Source organism: Kitasatospora sp. NPDC005748 (genome assembly GCF_040630735.1).
Taxonomy (GTDB): Bacteria; Actinomycetota; Actinomycetes; order Streptomycetales; family Streptomycetaceae; genus Kitasatospora.
Map to the genome: position 1 here is coordinate 1 of NZ_JBEXYD010000075.1, position 15,278 is coordinate 15,278.

Annotated in this window: 15 protein-coding genes; 8 read left to right on the plus strand and 7 right to left on the minus strand. The window is 73.0% G+C overall.

What is annotated here, in order from left to right; translation table 11 throughout:
• Nucleotides 1–241 precede the first annotated feature (241 nt).
• From ABZ495_RS32675 to ABZ495_RS32685, 3 genes are all read right to left on the minus strand, one after another.
• Nucleotides 242–739: a F0F1 ATP synthase subunit B gene (locus tag ABZ495_RS32675; protein ID WP_359802867.1), complete on the minus strand. Its 498-nt coding sequence runs from the start codon at nucleotides 737–739 to the stop codon at nucleotides 242–244.
• 193 nt (nucleotides 740–932) lie between these two features.
• Nucleotides 933–2,156 carry a kynureninase gene (gene kynU, locus ABZ495_RS32680; protein WP_359839457.1) on the minus strand — a complete coding sequence of 408 codons (1,224 nt, stop codon included), beginning with the start codon at nucleotides 2,154–2,156 and terminating at the stop codon, nucleotides 933–935.
• A 29-nt stretch (nucleotides 2,157–2,185) separates the two neighbouring features.
• Entirely contained in the window at nucleotides 2,186–3,016 is an 831-nt protein-coding gene (locus ABZ495_RS32685) for a tryptophan 2,3-dioxygenase family protein (protein WP_329487440.1), read from the minus strand.
• 234 nt (nucleotides 3,017–3,250) lie between these two features.
• Between ABZ495_RS32685 and ABZ495_RS32690 the strand changes: the two genes are divergently transcribed.
• Nucleotides 3,251–3,685, plus strand: coding sequence for an Lrp/AsnC family transcriptional regulator (locus ABZ495_RS32690; RefSeq protein WP_329487439.1), 435 nt, complete (start codon nucleotides 3,251–3,253; stop codon nucleotides 3,683–3,685).
• Nucleotides 3,686–3,710: 25 nt separating this feature from the next.
• Here ABZ495_RS32690 and ABZ495_RS32695 read toward each other — a convergent pair whose 3' ends face one another.
• Complete coding sequence (locus tag ABZ495_RS32695; protein ID WP_329487438.1) at nucleotides 3,711–4,346, minus strand: MarC family protein; 636 nt, start codon at nucleotides 4,344–4,346, stop codon at nucleotides 3,711–3,713.
• A gap of 22 nt (nucleotides 4,347–4,368) precedes the next feature.
• Nucleotides 4,369–4,689 carry a barstar family protein gene (locus tag ABZ495_RS32700; RefSeq protein WP_329487437.1) on the minus strand — a complete coding sequence of 107 codons (321 nt, stop codon included), beginning with the start codon at nucleotides 4,687–4,689 and terminating at the stop codon, nucleotides 4,369–4,371.
• Between the two features lie 140 nt (nucleotides 4,690–4,829).
• On the opposite strand from ABZ495_RS32700, the gene ABZ495_RS32705 reads away from it, so the two are divergent.
• The 3 genes from ABZ495_RS32705 to ABZ495_RS32715 all read left to right on the plus strand — a co-directional run bounded on the left by ABZ495_RS32705 (nucleotide 4,830) and on the right by ABZ495_RS32715 (nucleotide 8,379).
• Nucleotides 4,830–5,390, plus strand: coding sequence for a DoxX family protein (locus ABZ495_RS32705; RefSeq protein WP_329487436.1), 561 nt, complete (start codon nucleotides 4,830–4,832; stop codon nucleotides 5,388–5,390).
• A 222-nt stretch (nucleotides 5,391–5,612) separates the two neighbouring features.
• The gene (locus ABZ495_RS32710) at nucleotides 5,613–6,254 is read left to right on the plus strand and encodes a hypothetical protein (protein WP_329487435.1); all 642 of its coding nucleotides are present in this window, start codon (nucleotides 5,613–5,615) and stop codon (nucleotides 6,252–6,254) included.
• 298 nt (nucleotides 6,255–6,552) lie between these two features.
• The gene (locus ABZ495_RS32715; protein WP_359839459.1) at nucleotides 6,553–8,379 is read left to right on the plus strand and encodes a glycosyl hydrolase family 18 protein; all 1,827 of its coding nucleotides are present in this window, start codon (nucleotides 6,553–6,555) and stop codon (nucleotides 8,377–8,379) included.
• A 237-nt stretch (nucleotides 8,380–8,616) separates the two neighbouring features.
• Here the strand turns inward: ABZ495_RS32715 and ABZ495_RS32720 are convergent, their stop codons facing one another.
• Entirely contained in the window at nucleotides 8,617–9,177 is a 561-nt protein-coding gene (locus tag ABZ495_RS32720; RefSeq protein WP_329487432.1) for a MarR family transcriptional regulator, read from the minus strand.
• 158 nt (nucleotides 9,178–9,335) lie between these two features.
• On the opposite strand from ABZ495_RS32720, the gene ABZ495_RS32725 reads away from it, so the two are divergent.
• The 4 genes from ABZ495_RS32725 to ABZ495_RS32740 all read left to right on the plus strand — a co-directional run bounded on the left by ABZ495_RS32725 (nucleotide 9,336) and on the right by ABZ495_RS32740 (nucleotide 13,989).
• Nucleotides 9,336–10,631, plus strand: a complete 1,296-nt coding sequence (locus tag ABZ495_RS32725) for an MFS transporter (RefSeq protein WP_359802858.1) — start codon at nucleotides 9,336–9,338, stop codon at nucleotides 10,629–10,631.
• Nucleotides 10,632–10,781: 150 nt separating this feature from the next.
• Nucleotides 10,782–12,407, plus strand: coding sequence for a phospholipid carrier-dependent glycosyltransferase (locus tag ABZ495_RS32730; RefSeq protein WP_359839461.1), 1,626 nt, complete (start codon nucleotides 10,782–10,784; stop codon nucleotides 12,405–12,407).
• A gap of 3 nt (nucleotides 12,408–12,410) precedes the next feature.
• Nucleotides 12,411–13,190 (plus strand): ABC transporter permease, encoded by a 780-nt coding sequence (locus ABZ495_RS32735; protein ID WP_359802854.1) that lies wholly within the window; start codon nucleotides 12,411–12,413, stop codon nucleotides 13,188–13,190.
• 211 nt (nucleotides 13,191–13,401) lie between these two features.
• The gene (locus tag ABZ495_RS32740; RefSeq protein ID WP_329487428.1) at nucleotides 13,402–13,989 is read left to right on the plus strand and encodes a TMEM165/GDT1 family protein; all 588 of its coding nucleotides are present in this window, start codon (nucleotides 13,402–13,404) and stop codon (nucleotides 13,987–13,989) included.
• A 7-nt stretch (nucleotides 13,990–13,996) separates the two neighbouring features.
• Here the strand turns inward: ABZ495_RS32740 and ABZ495_RS32745 are convergent, their stop codons facing one another.
• A complete protein-coding gene (locus ABZ495_RS32745) occupies nucleotides 13,997–15,085 on the minus strand; it encodes a hypothetical protein (protein ID WP_359839463.1) in 1,089 nt (362 codons plus the stop codon).
• Between the last annotated feature and the right edge of the window lie 193 nt (nucleotides 15,086–15,278).

A 15,278-nucleotide genomic window follows, 5' to 3' on the forward strand; every position in this document is an offset into this window, starting at 1 on the left:
CCGTGAGCTCGAAGAGCACATCCGCGCGGGCGTAAAGGCATTCGTAGAACTCGACCCGAAAGCGGGACAGGACGCCCAATGCATCACCAGCGGGCACATCGGCAGGCAGACTCATACACAGCGGCCGTTCTCTTGTGCTTCGTGACTCAACACCTCGAAGCGTGGAGAACGGCCGCCTCTGCTGTCCCGGGAAGAACCGCAGATCAGCAGGTCGAGTGACGTGCGTGGATAAACGCCAAGCTCAGTGCTCGTCGAAGAAGCGCTCCACCGTGTCGCGCTCGGCGGCGACGGCCGCCAGCGACTCGCCGACGATCCGGCCGGCCAGGTCGACCGCCAGTTCGCCGACGTCCTGCCGGAGGGTGACGGCCGCGAGTGCCTGGTCGACGGTGATCCGGGCGTGGGCCTCGGCGACCAGCCGGTCGCGCTCCCGGACCCCGTCCTCGCGGGCCGCCGCGATGGCGGCCGCGCCCCGTTCGGCGGCCTCCTGCCGGATCCGCGCCGCCTCGTGCCGCGCGTGGGCCAGTTCGTTCCGGTAGGCCTCGTAGACGCGATCCGCCTCGGCGTGGAGCGCCTCGGCCCGCTCCACGCCGCCCTCGGTGGCGTCCCGGCGATCGGCCTGGAGCCGCTCGATCCGCGGGAGCACCCGGCGGCCCAGCACCCGGACCACCAGGAGGAAGCAGATCAGGCCGACGATCAGTTGGCCGGGTTCGGGCTTCAGTGGACCGAGCTCGAAGTTCATCTGCTCCTCCTACGACCTGACGTCCCGTCATAGAAGGTGCTGCCCGCCCTGGTTGGCGCCGAACCGCAGCCGAGCCGAGGCCGAACCGCGGACCCGGCTCCTGAGCCGGCCCTGCACCGGAGCCGGCCCCGCACCGGAGCCGGCCCCGCACCGGAGCCGGCCCCGCACCGGAGCCGGCCCCGCTCCGGTCCGGTCAGGTCACCTCGCCGCGCCGGCCGAACCGCTCCGCCCGCCACTCGCCGGTCTCCAGCACCTCGGCCAGTTGCCGCGCGGCGTCCCAGACGTCCACGTACGACAGGTACAGCGGGGTGAAGCCGAAGCGCATGAGGTCCGGTGCGCGGAAGTCCCCGATCACCCCGCGCTCGATCAGCGCCTGCACCACCGGGTAGCCGTCGGCGTGCCGCAGGGCGACCTGGCTGCCGCGCCGGGCGTGCTCGCGCGGGGTGGCCACCTCGATCCCCTCCAGCCCCTCCACCAGCGCGATGAAGAGGTCGGTCAGGGCCAGGCTCTTCGTCCGTACCGCGTCCAGGTCGGCGCGCTCCCAGATGTCCAGGCTGGTGCCCAGCGCGGCCTGGCCGAGCAGCGAGGGCGAGCTGGTCAGGAAGCGCCCGATGCCCTCCCTCGGGTCGTACCCGGGCTCGAAGGCGAACGGGCGGGCGTGGCCGAACCAGCCGCTCAGCGGCTGCCGCGGGCCGGCCGCGAGGTGGCGCCGGGCCACGTACAGGAAGGCCGGCGCGCCGGGGCCGGCGTTCAGGTACTTGTAGGTGCAGCCGACCGCGAAGTCAGCGTTGCTCGCGTCGAGTTCGATCGGCAGGGCGCCCACCGAGTGGCAGACGTCCCAGATCATCAGGGCGCCCGCGGCCTGCACCCGGGCGGTGATCCCGGGCATGTCCAGCAGCTCGCCGGTGCGGTAGTCCACATGCGAGAGGACGACGACGGCGACGTCCGCGTCCAGGTGCCGGTCGAGCTCCCCGGGGGTGGTCAGCACGCTGCGCGCGCCCTCGAACAGCCCGGTCACGCCCTCGGCGATGTAGAGGTCGGTGGGGAAGGCCGCGCCGTCGCCGAGCACCGTGTGCCGGCCGGGGCGCAGCCGCAGCGCGGCCGTCAGCACCTTGAACAGGTTGACCGAGGTGGTGTCGCAGACCACGACCTCCTCGGGGCCGGCCCCGATCAGCGGCGCGATCCGTCGGCCGAGCCGGTAGGGCTGCTCGAACCAACCGGCCTCGTTCCAGCTGCGGATCAGCTCGCGGCCCCACTCCTCCTCGACGACCTGCCGCACCCGCTCCGGGGTGCGGGCCGGCAGCGCTCCGAGCGAGTTCCCGTCCAGGTAGACGACGCCCTCGGGCAGGGCGAACTCCTTGCGGAACGCCGCCAGCGGGTCGACGGCGTCCAGCGCCGCGCACTCCTCGCGCGTCATGATGCCCAACGTCCTGCCCACTCTCTCGCTCACAGCTCGTCCCGTACGGTCCACAGCTCGGGGAACACGTCCTGCTCGGCGGCCTTGCGCAGCCAGGTGAGGCCGCTGGAGCCGCCCGAGCCGGGCTTGGCGCCCATCGCGCGCTTCACCGCGGCCAGGTGCCGCTGGCGCCAGCGGGTGACCCGCTCGGCGACGTCCAGCAGCGCTTCGGCGAGCGGCTGCAGCGCCGCGTGCGCGGGGTCGGCGTAGACCTGCCGCCAGGCGGCCTCCACGGCCGGATCGGCCCGGTGCCGCTGCTCGGAGGGCTCGTGCGGCACCGCCAGTCCGCGCCGGGCGAGCAGCGCCAGGGCGTCGTCGTACAGACCGGGGGCGCGCAGCGCCTCGCTCAGCTCGGCCCGCGTCTCGGGTATCTCGTCGTACATCCGCAGCAGGCCGGCGTTCTTGTTGCCCAGCAGGAACTCCAGGTGCAGGAAGGCCGATGACTGGAACCCAGAGGCCTCGCCGAACACCGAGCGGAAGGCGTTGAACTCCTGCGGGGTCATGGTCGCCAGCAGGTCCCAGGACTCCACCAGGACGTCCTGCACATGGGTGCCGCGCCGCAGCGCGGCCAGCGCGGCCGGCAGGTCGTCCTCGCGCATGGCCTGCTGGGCCAGCGTCCACTCGTGCCGGAGCAGGCCGAAGAGCAGCTCCATCACCTGGGTGGTGACGATGAACGACAGCTCGGCCGGGACCTTGCTGCGCGGCTGCTGCAGGCTGTGCAGCTCCTCCAGGCGCGCGTACCGGGCGTAGGGGGTGCCCCGACCCGGCTCACCGCCCCGACCGAACGACAGGTTGGGTGTCTCCACCGTGTCGTGCCCCATCCCGATCCCTCCTGATGACCCGGCCGGCGGATGCCGCCCTACCGGTGACGCGGCCGCCTGCTGGTCCGTAGTGGCCGGGGCCCCATTGTGCGGCGGTCACTGCCCCCACTTGAATGGGCACCGGGCACGGCAACCGCAGCCGGACCTGCCGATCGAGAGGTCTTCCCGCCGATTCCCTTTACGATCGCAAAAGAGCGGGATCCAGCCAGTCGATCAACCTCTCCAGGAGCTGCCATGGACGCCGTCGACCGCCGCCTGCTGGCCGAGCTGCAGGCCGATGCCCGGCTCTCGTACAACGAACTCTCCCGCCGGGTGAGCCTCTCCGCACCCGCCGTCGCCGAACGGGTGCGCCGGTTGGAGGCCGAGGGGGTGATCAGCGGGTACCACGCCCACGTCGACCCCGCCCGGGCCGGGCTGCCGATCACCGCGCTGGTCCAGCTCCAGTGCTACGGCCCGCGCTGCGTGCTTCGCGACCCGGAGGTGCCGCGGTGGCCGGAGGTCCTCCAACTGCACCGGGTGACCGGCGGGGCCTGCTGCGTGCTGCTGGTGGCGGTCCCCGCGATGGCCGCCTTCGAGGCACTGATCGACCGCCTCGGCGGCTATGGGCAGCCGGCCAGCTCGATGATCCTCTCCAGCCCGGTGCCCTGGCGGCCGGTGGTCGCGCCCTGACGCCCGCGCCGGCGCCGCGCCGCCCTCAGTGCGCCTCGGGCAGGTGCAGGCCCAGCCCCGCCAGGCCGTTCAGGAACAGCTCCACGCCGACCGCCGCCAGCAGCAGGCCGAGCAGCCGGGAGAGCACCTCCAGCGACGTCCGGTGGGTGCGCCGCATCAGCGGGGCGAGCGCCGCCACGCAGATGTAGTTGATCGCCACCACGGCGAGGTAGGCACCGACGACGGTGGTCCGCCAGCCCCAGTCGTCCTTGCTGAGCGAGCCCACCAGCACCGCGGTGACCGCCAGCGGGCTGGCCACGTACGGGAGCATCAGTTCGCGGATGCCGTCCACCATCGGGTTCGGCAGGTGGTCGTCGTCCTCGCCGGTGCCGGCGCCGAGGTGGATGCCGAGGACCAGGGCGACGGCGTAGACGAAGAAGATCGTCCCGCCGGCCAGTTGCAGCGACTGGTCGCTGATGTGGAACAGCGAGGTCACGAAGTCCGCGCTGTAGGCGAGCACCAGGCCGATCAGGGCGGTGATCAGGGAACTCCAGGCCGCCAGCCGCCGCAGTTCGTGGGTGCTGCGGGTGGCGGCCAGCCGGGCGAAGGACAGCAGGACCTTCGGCGGGCCCACGACGGCGAAGAAGGCGATGAACGCGCTGCTCAGGTTGAAGACGAACATGGGCCAAGCATGATCGGGACGCTCAGCGCAGTTCGACCGCCACGCCCTCGGTGCGCAGGGTGTCGAGGATCGCGTCGAAGTAGCTCAGCCGCCGCCCGCCGATGACGACGGTGCCCGTGAGGTGCCGCCGGGCGGTGCCGGCGTCCCGCCAGACCAGGGTGAACGGGGGAGCGGGCCCGAAGCCGCCGTGCAGGCAGTCGGCCAGTGCGTCGAGGTTGCTGCCGTAGTAGCCGCCGGGGCCGTTCAGGGCGGCGCCCAGGGCGGTGTAGAACGCGACGCGGTCGGTGATCGCGTGGCCGTCCAGCTGGTACGCGGGCGGCGGCGCGGGCGGGTCGGTGGCCATCGTTCCTCCATTCCTCGGTGCTCCGATGTTCGCCCGGATGGCGGCCCCGGGTCGAGCCGGCCCGCCCTTTCGGCTCCTATGGAAGCCGGATCACCTCCGCTGGAACGAGGGGATCACCTCCGCTGGAACGAGGACTCGACATGTGTCTGAACCGTAAGGATCTCGGCCTGCTGGCCCTGCGCGGCGCCGTCGGCGGGGTGCTGATCGCGCACGGCACCCAGAAGCTGTTCGGCTGGTTCGGTGGCGGCGGCCTGGAGGGCACCACCCAGGCGATGGAGCACATGGGCTTCCACCCGGCCCGGCAGAGCGCCCTGGCGGCCGGCCTCGGCGAGGCCGGCGGCGGCGCGCTGCTGGTGGCCGGGCTGGCCACCCCGGCGGCCGGCGCGGTGGTGGCCGGCACCATGGCGGGCGCGGTCGCGGTGCACGCCCCGTCCGGCTTCTTCGTGATGTCGGGCGGCTACGAGTACCCGGCGTTCCTGGGGGCGACCGGGCTCGCGCTGGGCCTGGCGGGCCCGGGGCGGTACTCGCTCGACCACCTGACCGGCCACGCCTTCGACCGGCCCTGGGTGGGCCTGGTGGCGTTCGCCGCGAGCGCCGCCTCGGCGTACGGCGTGGTGGCCCGCCGCCGGCACGTGGTGCGGCTGCGCGAGGAGCGGGCCGCCGTGGAGGCGCAGACGCAGGAGGGCTCGGGGCTGTCCTGAAACCGCCCCACCGGAGTTCCGCGCGCCGGGGCGGTGCGCGGAACCCCGCGGTCGCGGCCCGCCGCGACCGTCACCCGGATGCCCACCCCTGTTGGCGGTCCCGGTCGCGCCCTCGGAGGGTGGGCGTGAGGTGTGCCGGGCAGCCCGGCGCCGAGCCGGAGCAGAGCCGCCGCAGCGCGGAGACGAAGCAGCGCGGACGACGACGCACAGAATCGAGGACCCATGGACCGCCAGTCGCCGACCCGGGCGAACCGCCCGACCGGCCCGACCCACCCGACCCGCACCACCGCCCAGGACGTCACCGCCGCGGTGGTGCGCCGTCCCCGCCGGGCGGTGGCCGGTGTCCTGGCCGCGGCCGCCCTGGGCACGGCGGCGCTGGCCGGCTGTTCCTCGGACAGCGAGCCGAGCAAGGCCGTCTCCTCGGCCGCCGGCGCGGTCCAGTCGGGCCTCTCGGCCGCCGCCTCCGCCGCCGCCTCGGCGGTGGAGTCGGCTGCGAGCGGGCTCTCCTCGGCGGCCTCCTCCGCGGTGGCGTCGGTGGCCGCCTCGGCGCAGGCGGCGGCCTCCTCGGCGGTCTCGAACGTCAAGGGCGGGCTGGACGCCAAGGGGGACGTCACGGTGAGCGGGGTGACGATCGGCTCGGACGGCAAGGCCGAGGCGACGCTCTCCGTCGCCAACCACGAGCAGCAGTCCAACCGGTACGTGATTCAGGTCAACTTCACCGACGACTCCGGCAATGTCCTGGACGCGACGGCGGTGACCGTTCCGGACGTGGCCGCCGGGCAGACCGCCCAGGCCACCGCCCGGAGCAACCGCGACCTCTCCGGCTCGGTGAAGGTCGTGGTGGCCAACGCCGTCCGGTACTGATCCGCAGGTCAGCGGGGCCGGCCCGGCGGGGGCCAACCTTAAGCGCGACTCAAGCCTCAACATCACCCCTTGACGGGCGAGTTGGTCTAGTCCATTTTAATCCACAGGTGCAGGGAGCCCCTGAACCGGCGTCAGCGGTCTGTGGCCGCGGGCGCCGGTTCGGCATATCCCGGTGTCCGTCAGGCATGTACCCGCTCGATTCCCTTTCCCCCGTTCTGTCATGCCCTGGTCGTACGGCCCCACCCCGTACGAGCCCGCCAGGCGCGGCGGATCCCCCACAACCAGGAGTCACGCACCCATGCTCCGTTCACGTATCGAAAGGGCCGGGACCCCGGCTCAGGAGGGCGGCCGCCGGCGGCGCCCGAAGAGCCTGGCCGCCCTCGCGGTCGGCACGACCGCCTCCCTGCTGCTCGGCGCGGGCCTCGCCCTCACCGGTGGTGCCTCGGCCAGCGCGGCCGTCACCAACTCCACCGGCGCGCCCGCCACCAGCGGTGGCATCAAGGTCGCCTACTTCGACCAGTGGTCGATCTACGCGAACGCGTACTACCCGAAGACGATCCAGGACACCGGCGTCGCCGGGAAGCTGGACTACCTGATCTACTCGTTCGCGAACATCCACCCCACCAACCTGAACTGTTTCGAGGCCACCAAGGCCGCGAGCCAGGACGACAACAACCCCAACGCGGGTGACGGTGCGGGCGACGCGTTCGCCGACTACCAGAAGAGCTTCGGCCCGGACATCTCGGTCGACGGCGTCGGCGACGCCTGGGGCCAGCCGATCGCGGGCAACTTCAACCAGCTGAAGAAGCTGAAGGCGAAGAACCCCAACCTCAAGGTCCTGATCTCGCTGGGCGGTTGGACGTACTCCAAGTACTTCTCGGCGGCGGCCGCCACGGACGCCTCCCGCAAGAAGCTGGTCTCGTCCTGCATCGACATGTTCATCAAGGGCAACCTGCCGACGGACGCCGGCTACGGCGGCCCGGGCTCGGCGGCCGGCATCTTCGACGGCATCGACATCGACTGGGAGTACCCGGGCGGCGGCGGCCACACCGGCAACATCTCCAGCCCGAGCGACAAGCAGAACTTCACCCTGCTGCTGAAGGAGCTGCGCGAGCAGCTGGACGCCCAGGGCAAGACCGACGGCAAGACCTACGCCACGGCGGCGGCGGTCGGCGCCGGCCAGGACAAGATCCGGAACGTGGAGACCGACAAGATCGGTCAGTACCTCACGTTCCTGGACATCATGACCTACGACATGCACGGTGCCTGGGACGCCAAGGGCCCGACCAACCACCAGGCCCCGATCTACTCCGGCCCGGACGACCCGATGACCCCGGCCGCGCCGGGCAACGGCAAGTACTCGGTCGATGCCGCGATCAAGGCGTACACCGCCGGTGACACCGACTACGGCATCCCGGGCGGCTTCCCCGCCAAGAAGATCAACGTGGGTGTGCCGTTCTACTACCGCGGCTGGACCGGCGTCCAGAACAACGGCAAGAACGGTCTCTTCCAGCCCGCCACCGGCCCGGCCACCGGCGCGGCGATGTCCGGCAACGTCCCCGGCATCCAGATGTACAAGGAGCTCGCGGGCTTCGTCGACAACCCGGCCCGGACCTTCTGGGACGACACGGCGAAGACCACGTACTTCTACGACGGCTCCACGTTCTGGAGCGGTGAGGACACCCGGTCGATCCAGGCCAAGGTCGACTACGCCCACTGCAACGGCCTCGGCGGCTCCTTCGCCTTCTCGCTGTACGACCTGGGGACCAAGACCGCGCTGTTCGACAAGATGGTCGAGGCCACCAACGGGTCCGCCGCCGCCTGCCCGGCCGCGCCGAGCCCCACCCCGACCCCGACCAAGACGGTGACCCCCACGCCGACCCCGACCGCGACGGCCACCCCCACCGCGACGGCCACCCCCACCGCGACCCCGACGCCGACCACCACCCCGACCTCTCCGGCCGGCTGCTCCGCCGCCCCGAGCTGGGACGCGGCGGCCACCTACGCCACCTCGACCAAGGTCTCCTGGAAGGGCCACTACTACACCAACAAGTGGTGGACCAAGGGCGAGGACCCCGCCACCACCGGTCAGTGGGGCGTCTGGACCGACAACGGCCCCTGCTGAGGCCGTACCGCTCCACCGTTCAGGTGCCCGGCCGTCCGCGGGCCCGCGCACCTGAGCAGCACCTGAAGATCTGAGGGCCCTGACGGACCCTCGCACCACGAGTCCGGCCCGCCGGGGGACGACACCCCGGCGGGCCGGACTTTCCACGTTCCCGGGCCCGGGGCGGGCCGCCCGGCCGCCCCGGGCCACCGGGCTCGGGCCGGGCCACCAGGCCACCGGGCCACCGGCCCGCCGGGCTCAGGCCAGGTCGTCGGTGCGCCCGAGGGCGTCGGGCTGGCTCTCCTCGATCCGGCGCAGCATCCGGGCCAGCATCGCGGACAGCACGGTGCGGTCCTCGCCGACGACGTCCTGGAGCAGCTCCTCCTCGAAGACGGCCGCCATCCGCATCGACTCCAGCCACTTGTCGCGGCCGTTCTCGGTCAGCTCGATGATCACCCGGACCCGGTTGGTCTCGTCCCGCTCCCGGGTGACGAGGTCCTCGGCGACCATCCGGTCGATCCGGTGGGTCATCGCGGCCGGGGTGAGCCCGAGCCGCTTGGCCAGTTCGCCCGGTCCCAGCCGGTACGGGTTCCCGGCGACCACCAGGGCCTTGAGCACCTCCCACTCGGCGGAGGTGATTCCCAGCACAGTCAGCTGCCGGCTGTAGGAGACGCCCATCCGCCGGGCGACCCGGGAGAGGGTCTGCACGATGGTCTCCACCTGCGGGTCCACGGTGGGGAATTCCCGCTGGTAGACGGCCACCTGCTCGGCGATGCCCAGCTCGTCGGGGGCGGCCGGCGCGGGCTTGTCTGCTGTCATGCGGACCAGTGTCGCACGTGGGGGTGCAGACCTTAAGCCTTTGACTCCGCAGTCTTCCGGTGCTAAGACTTTATCTCGGCAGACTTTAGCTCTTAAATCTTCTGCCCTTAAGAGTATTCATTGAAACCAGCGAAGGGGTGTGCACGGTGACCGGCACGGTGAAGCAGCAGAGGCAGCGGCGTCATGGGGCGGGCGGCCCGCTGCGCCGCGTCCAGATCGGCAACGCGCTCAGTGCGTTCGGCAGCGGATTCACGATGCCGTACATGTTCGTGTACGTGGACCAGGTGCGGGGGCTGGGCTCGCTGGCCGCCGGGATGGTGTTCACCGTCTTCGCGCTGGCCGCGCTCGCGGTGCTCCCGTTCACCGGCCGCGGCATCGACCGGTACGGCCCGCGCCCGGTGCTGCTCGCCGGCGCCGCGCTCGCCGCCACCGGCGCGTTCGCCTTCGGCCACGCCACCGGCACCCCGGCCCTGCTGGTCTCGTCCTTCCTGTTCGGCGCGGGTGTCACCACCTGCCAGCCGGCGCTCGCCACCATGATCGTCCGCTGCTCGACCGCCGCGACCAGGTCGCACGCCTTCGCGCTGCAGTTCACCCTGATCAACCTCGGCATGGGCATCGGCGCGCTGGTCGGCGGCCAGATCGTGGACGTCGCCGACCCGGCCAGCCTGACCCGGCTGTTCACCATCGAGGCCGTCACCTTCCTGGGCCTGGCCCTGGTCACCGGCAGCGCCCGGATCCCGAACGCGGCCCCGGTCCTGGTCCCGGGCGCGGCCAAGGGCCCCCAGGGCCTGCGCGCGCTGGTCGCCGACAAGGCGATGCTGCGGCTCTGCGTGCTCGCCGGGCTGATCTTCTTCACCTGCTACGGCCAGTTCGAGTCCGGTGTCGCGGCCTTCGCCACCGACACCGTCGGCACCGCGCCCTCCACCCTGGGCATCGCCATCGGCGCCAACGCGCTGACCATCGTCGTGCTGCAGATGTTCGTGGTGCGGATCACCGCCCGCCGCCGGCGCACCACCGCGATGGCCGCGGCCGGCGTGGTCTGGCTGGGTGCCTGGGCGATGGCCCTGGTGGCCGGCCTGATCCGGACCGAGACCATGGCCGCCACGGTCGCGATCGTCTCGATCTACGCCCTGTTCGGGGTGGGCGAGTCGCTGCTCGCCCCCACGCTGGGCCCGATCGTCGCCGATCTCGCCCCGGCCCGGCTGCTCGGCACCTACAACTCCGGGTACGCCCTGGTGAAGCAGGTCGCGATCGCGGTCGGCCCGGCCGTCGGCGTGCTGCTGGTCGGCTCCGGCACCTGGCCGCTCTACCTGGCGGCGATGGCCGGCTCCACCGTGCTGATCGTGGTCCTGGCGCTGCGGCTGCGCCCGTACCTCACCGCCGTCCAGGACAACGCGGCCCCGGCCGTCGTCCGGACGACCCTCCCGGTCCGGGAGCTCCAGACCGCGGCGTGACGCCCGGTCTGACATGCCACGACTGCGCCGTCCGGGTCACCTGGACGGCGCTCGTCGCGCTTGGATTCGTGACCACCGGCACATAGTGTCAGTGGCTGTTGACCGTCCGGCTCCGACCGGCACAGGCGAGACAGGCGAATCGGCGAGGCTATGACGCAAGCGGCGCTCACGCACCCACCCGCACCAGCGGCCCCCGCAGCCCCCGTACCGGCCCGTCGGGGGCTGCCGCGCTGGGCGGCCGAACGGGCCGGCTGGCTCGGGCCGATCGGCGTGGCGCTCTTCGCCGGACTGCTGCGGTTCTGGAACCTCGGCTACCCCAACGCCTTCGTCTTCGACGAGACGTACTACCCCAAGGACGCCTGGTCGCTGCTGCGACAGGGCTACGAGGGCACCTGGCCGGACAGCGCCAACGCCGACATCCTGGGGTTGCCGCAGCGCATCCCGCTCACCTCCGCGCCGGAGTTCATCGCCCACCCGCCGCTCGGCAAATGGGTCATCTCGCTCGGCGAATGGGGCTTCGGCCTGCACCCCTTCGGCTGGCGTTTCATGACCGCGCTGCTCGGCACCGTGACCGTGCTGATGCTGGCCCGGATCGGCCGCCGGCTGTTCGGCTCCACCCTGATCGGCTGCACCGCCGCCCTGCTGATGGCCGTCGACGGGCTCCAGCTCGTGATGAGCCGGGTCGGCCTGCTGGACGGCGTCCAGATGTTCTTCGTGCTCGCCGCCTTCGGCTCCCTGCTGGTCGACCGCGACCGCACCCGGGCCCGGCTGGCGTCCGCCCGCGACGGCGCGCAGCCGGACGGCGACCGGATCCGCCTCGGCCCGCGACCCTGGCGGATCGCCGCCGGGGTCGCGCTCGGCGCCGCCTGCGCGGTCAAGTGGAACGGCGTCATGGTGCTCGCCGCGTTCGGCCTGCTCACCGTGCTCTGGGACCAGTCCGGCCGCCGCTGGGCCGGCGCCCGCCGCCCCTGGCGCTCGATGCTGCGCCGGGACGCGCTGCCCGCCCTGCTCGCCATGGTCGGCTCGGCCCTCGTGGTGTACGTCGGCTCCTGGGCCGGCTGGCTCGCCGCCGGCGGCCGCACCGGCGGCGGGTACGACCGGCACTGGGCCGACGACCGGGCCGGCCTCTCCGCCGACAGCTTCCTCGGCGTCCCGCTGCCGCAGGTCCCGCTGAGCTGGGTGCCGGCGCCGCTGCGCAGCCTCTGGCACTACCACGCCCAGATGTACGACTTCAACACCGGCCTGAGCACCCCGCACACCTACCAGTCGAACCCGTTCAGCTGGCTGGTCCAGGGCCGCCCGGTCTCCATGTACTGGGAGCAGGTGCCGAACGGGCAGCAGGGCTGCACGGCCTCCGGCGGCTGCGCCGCGCAGATCCTCGGCCTCGGTACCCCGCTGCTCTGGTGGACGGCCTGCTTCGCCCTGGCCTACCTGCTCTGGCGCTGGTTCTTCCGCCGGGACTGGCGCTCGGGCGCGGTGCTCTGCGGCGTCGCCGGCGTCTACCTGCCGTGGTTCCAGTACCAGGAGCGGACGGTCTTCTCGTTCTACATGGTGGTGCTGGTGCCCTTCCTCTGCCTGGCCGTGGCGCAGATGCTCGGGGCGATGCTCGGCCCGGCCGGGTGCTCGCCCGAGCGGCGCCGGGTGGGTGCGGCCGGGGCCGGGCTGATCGTGCTGGCGATCGTGGCCTGCTTCGCCTTCTTCTATCCGCTCTACACGGCGGAGGTGATCCCCATGACGTCCTGGCAGGACCGGATGTGGTTCACCAGCTGGATCTGAGGCATGGCGCTCGCGGCGGCCGCGGGGAACCAGCTGCTGCCGGTCACCCCCCTGCTGGGGGTGGTCGCCGCCGTGCTGCTGGCCGCCGCCGTGGCGGTGGCCGGGTGGGGCCTGCTCGGGCACGGCCACGCGGTGCTGCGGGCCGGGCTGCGCGCGGCGGCGCAGCTGGCCGCCGTCGCGCTGGTGATCACCTGGGTGGTCGGCTCGCTCTGGTGGTCGGCGCTGTTCGTGCTGCTGATGTTCGCGGTCGCGGTGCGCACCGCCGGGCGGCGGCTGACCGCCGGCCCGCAGTGGGTCCGGGCGGCCGTGCCGATCGGCGCCGGGGTGCTGCCGGTGCTCGGGCTGCTGCTGGGGGTCGGGTTGCTGCCGCCGAAGGGCCTCTCGGTCATCCCGGTGGCGGGCATCCTGATCGGCGGAGCGCTCACCGCGACCTCGCTCGCCGGCCGGCGTGCCCTGGACGAGCTGCGCCAGCGGCACGGCGAGGTGGAGGCGGCGTTCGCGCTGGGCTTCGAGGAGCGCGACGCCCGGCTGGAGATCTGCCGGACGGCCGCCGCGACCTCGCTCGTCCCGGCCCTCGACCAGACCAGGACGGTGGGCCTGGTCACGCTGCCCGGGGCGTTCGTCGGCATGCTGCTCGGCGGCGCCTCCCCGGTACAGGCCGGCGCGGTGCAGCTGTTCGTGCTGGTCGCTCTGCTGGCGGTGGAGTCGGTGGCGGTCGTCGTGGTGCTGGAGCTGGTCGCCCGCGGGCTGCTGGGCGCCTCGCCGCCCGGCGCCGTCGGGTAGGCTTGGCGCGTTGAAGGGGAGTAGCCCTCCACCGGACCGTCGACATACTGGCCCCTCGGGGCCCGGCGCCCGGGGCATCTGTCAGCTGGATGCCGGCGAGACCTTCGGCCGCAGTGCTGTGATGTTCTGACCAGCGCTGTCGGGCCGGAGCGACCCCTCACGGAGCTGCCGAGGCCGGGCAGCCCGACCCCTGAGGGATACCGAACCCCCGATGAGCCTGACCGTAGCCGCGATCACCTTCGGCATCGTCTTCCTGTCCGAACTGCCGGACAAGACCGCCCTGGCCAGCCTGATGCTCGGCGCCAAGTACCGGGCGAGCTATGTCTTCGCGGGCATCGCCGCCGCCTTCGCCCTCCAGGTCGGCATCGCCCTGGTCGCCGGGCACCTGCTCGCGCTGCTCCCGCACCGCTGGGTGGAGGGCGTCACCGGCCTGCTGTTCCTGGCCGGGGCCGCGATGCTGCTCTTCCACGGCGGCGGTGACGACGAGGACGGCCACGCCGCCAAGGAGCCGTCCGCCAACAGCTTCTGGAAGGTCGCCGGGGCCAGCTTCGTGGTCGTGGCGATCGCCGAGTTCGGCGACCTCACCCAGATCATGACCGCCAACCTCGCGGCCAAGTACGCCGACCCGCTCGCCGTCGGCCTCGGCGCCTGGCTGGCGCTCTGCGCCGTCGCCGGGATCGCCATCCTCGGCGGCCAGAAGCTGCTGAAGCACGTCCCGATGAAGATGATCATCCGGGTGGCGGCCGGGATCATGGTGCTGATGGCCGGGTTCAGCATCTTCCAGGCGATCACCGGCTGACCGGGGGTCAGCAGGTACCCGGGTCGCTCTCCAGGGCGGCCCGGGTCTTCGGCCCGTAGAAGGCGCCGCTCGGACCCGTCTCGCCCTTGATCTTGAAGCTGCGCTGGTAGTCGCCGAGCACCGTCGCGGTCCACCAGTCGAAGGTGCTGGTGGCGATCGACTTGTCGACGAATCCGCACGAGGTGGCCGCGAGCCGCAGCTGCATGTCCTTGACGTCCGCCCCGGTCATCCCACGCTCCAGCACCCGCACCGTCGGTGTCGGGGCCGGAGTGGTCGCCGTCGGAGTGGGCGTGGCGGTGGCCGTCGGGGTCGGCGCGGTGGAGGTGGGGGCCGGCGCCGGGGGAGCCGCCGGGACCGGAGTGCTCGTCACGGCCGTGGCGCTCGGCGCCGCCGGCCGGCTCGTGGTCGGTCTGGCCGTCCTGCTCGGGGACGGGCTCGGGGCCTCGCTGGTGGACGGCGGTGCGCTCGGGTTCGGTGCCGGGATGGTCGGGTCGACCGGGACGGGCGCCAGCGTCGTGGAGGGGGCGGGCTGCGCCCGGTCGCCCGGCTCGGCGGAGGGCGTCACCGCGTACGCCAGGCCGACGGTGAGCACCAGCAGCCCGGCGCCGGCCGCGGCCAGCAGGCCCTTGCGCCGGGCGGGCATGCCCTCCTGGGCCTGCTCCGCCGTGCGCCGGGCGGCCCGGCCGCCGGTCGGCCCCGGGGCGTCGGGCGCCGCCGGGTGGAACGGGAAGTAGCCGATCTCGGCGCCGTCGGCCGGGGGCTGTCCCACCGTCGGCCCGGGGCCCGGCGGCGGCACCGACATCACCGGCGGGAGCACGGTCGTCGCGTAGGCGTCCGCGTCCGGCCCGGCCGGTCGCGCCGGCGGGCCGTCAGCGGCCTGGGCGGGCGGCAGCACGGTGGTGGCGAACGGGTCCGCGGGGGCGCCGGCCGGCGGGGCGTCCACGATCGGGCCGAGGGCCTGCGGCACGTACGGGCGGACCAGCGGCGGGCCTTCGAGGTGCGGGAGGACGGCGGTCTCGGTCAGGCCCGGATCCGGGAGGCACCGGCACCCGGCGGAGCGTGCGGTGCCGCACGTCGGGCAGTGCTGGTCCGGCATCGCCGGTCCTCCTCGGTCTCGAATCGTCTTCCGCCCGCCCCGGGAGGGGTGTCCCCGGGGGCGAACGCGCCTGATTATGCAGGACGGTCCCAGGGGTGGACAGGGGCGTCCGGGCCACCGCGGGGGTGTTGTGACGGTTGGTGGTGGTTGTGACCCGATGAACGGCCGGCCGGTCGGCGACGTCCCCCGCATG

Coding starts and splice junctions, on each gene's coding strand:
- ABZ495_RS32675 (WP_359802867.1), bottom strand. CDS start 739: ATGAACTTCGAGCTCGGTCCACTGAAGCCCGAACCCGGCCAACTGATC.
- kynU (WP_359839457.1), bottom strand. CDS start 2,156: ATGACGCGCGAGGAGTGCGCGGCGCTGGACGCCGTCGACCCGCTGGCG.
- ABZ495_RS32685 (WP_329487440.1), bottom strand. CDS start 3,016: ATGGGGCACGACACGGTGGAGACACCCAACCTGTCGTTCGGTCGGGGC.
- ABZ495_RS32690 (WP_329487439.1), top strand. CDS start 3,251: ATGGACGCCGTCGACCGCCGCCTGCTGGCCGAGCTGCAGGCCGATGCC.
- ABZ495_RS32695 (WP_329487438.1), bottom strand. CDS start 4,346: ATGTTCGTCTTCAACCTGAGCAGCGCGTTCATCGCCTTCTTCGCCGTC.
- ABZ495_RS32700 (WP_329487437.1), bottom strand. CDS start 4,689: ATGGCCACCGACCCGCCCGCGCCGCCGCCCGCGTACCAGCTGGACGGC.
- ABZ495_RS32705 (WP_329487436.1), top strand. CDS start 4,830: ATGTGTCTGAACCGTAAGGATCTCGGCCTGCTGGCCCTGCGCGGCGCC.
- ABZ495_RS32710 (WP_329487435.1), top strand. CDS start 5,613: ATGGACCGCCAGTCGCCGACCCGGGCGAACCGCCCGACCGGCCCGACC.
- ABZ495_RS32715 (WP_359839459.1), top strand. CDS start 6,553: ATGCTCCGTTCACGTATCGAAAGGGCCGGGACCCCGGCTCAGGAGGGC.
- ABZ495_RS32720 (WP_329487432.1), bottom strand. CDS start 9,177: ATGACAGCAGACAAGCCCGCGCCGGCCGCCCCCGACGAGCTGGGCATC.
- ABZ495_RS32730 (WP_359839461.1), top strand. CDS start 10,782: ATGACGCAAGCGGCGCTCACGCACCCACCCGCACCAGCGGCCCCCGCA.
- ABZ495_RS32735 (WP_359802854.1), top strand. CDS start 12,411: ATGGCGCTCGCGGCGGCCGCGGGGAACCAGCTGCTGCCGGTCACCCCC.
- ABZ495_RS32740 (WP_329487428.1), top strand. CDS start 13,402: ATGAGCCTGACCGTAGCCGCGATCACCTTCGGCATCGTCTTCCTGTCC.
- ABZ495_RS32745 (WP_359839463.1), bottom strand. CDS start 15,085: ATGCCGGACCAGCACTGCCCGACGTGCGGCACCGCACGCTCCGCCGGG.